Genomic DNA, 644 nt, shown 5'->3' on the forward strand with positions numbered 1-644 from the left:
TTTGAACCAGGTTAGCCAAGTCATTGTAAATTTGACTAACTACATAGTTTTGCTCAGCGTCACTGCGTGGATTAGCCAAAGCAATTAAATCTGCTTCCTTAATTTGAGTCTTTCGCTTAATGTAGCTCAGTTCAGCAGTTGCTTTTTGTGCTTCGCGGTCGCCAATTTCTGCTTCAGTATCAAAGGAAGCATAGTCAGCGATTACTGGCGTGCGGTCACCTTCAAGCAGCATATCAACCGTAAGTGATTGCACACGCTTTGCTGGAAACAAAGTATCGCCCAACAATTCAGGAAAATCGCGCTTGCGAGTGTAATCTAAAACAGATTGTTGAGAAAACAACTCAGTCAATGGAGTTGCAAACATTTGTAAATCGAACTTAAACATATTTACTCCCTTCATTAATGACCAGAATCTGAAATGATTGGGGTGCTAAGGTCCTTAAAGTGAATGGTAGTCATTGCCTTAATGGCTTCTGCACTAGGCGTTACTGGCATTTGGTCAGACAACAGCCAACCTTCCCGAATTACGCCTACTAGCTGAGCACCATCGTTAACGTAAACGTCATTGATCGTTACACCGATTGCTTTAGCGTCATTCGTCGGATAAACGGTACCTGCTGGAACATACTTCTTACCTTCGTCGT

The 644-nt window shown here is 42.7% G+C and carries 2 protein-coding genes; both read right to left on the reverse strand.

Going from position 1 to position 644, the window contains the following annotated elements:
* The coding region (locus FC20_RS09640; protein WP_236697674.1) for a major capsid protein at positions 1 to 385 on the reverse strand (385 nt) is incomplete at its 3' end.
* 14 nt (positions 386 to 399) lie between these two features.
* Positions 400 to 644, reverse strand: a 245-nt coding sequence (locus tag FC20_RS10540; RefSeq protein WP_056945413.1) for a hypothetical protein, incomplete at its 5' end; no start/stop codon positions are given.

This window comes from Lactobacillus equicursoris DSM 19284 = JCM 14600 = CIP 110162 (genome assembly GCF_001434815.1).
Taxonomy (GTDB): domain Bacteria; phylum Bacillota; class Bacilli; order Lactobacillales; family Lactobacillaceae; genus Lactobacillus; species Lactobacillus equicursoris.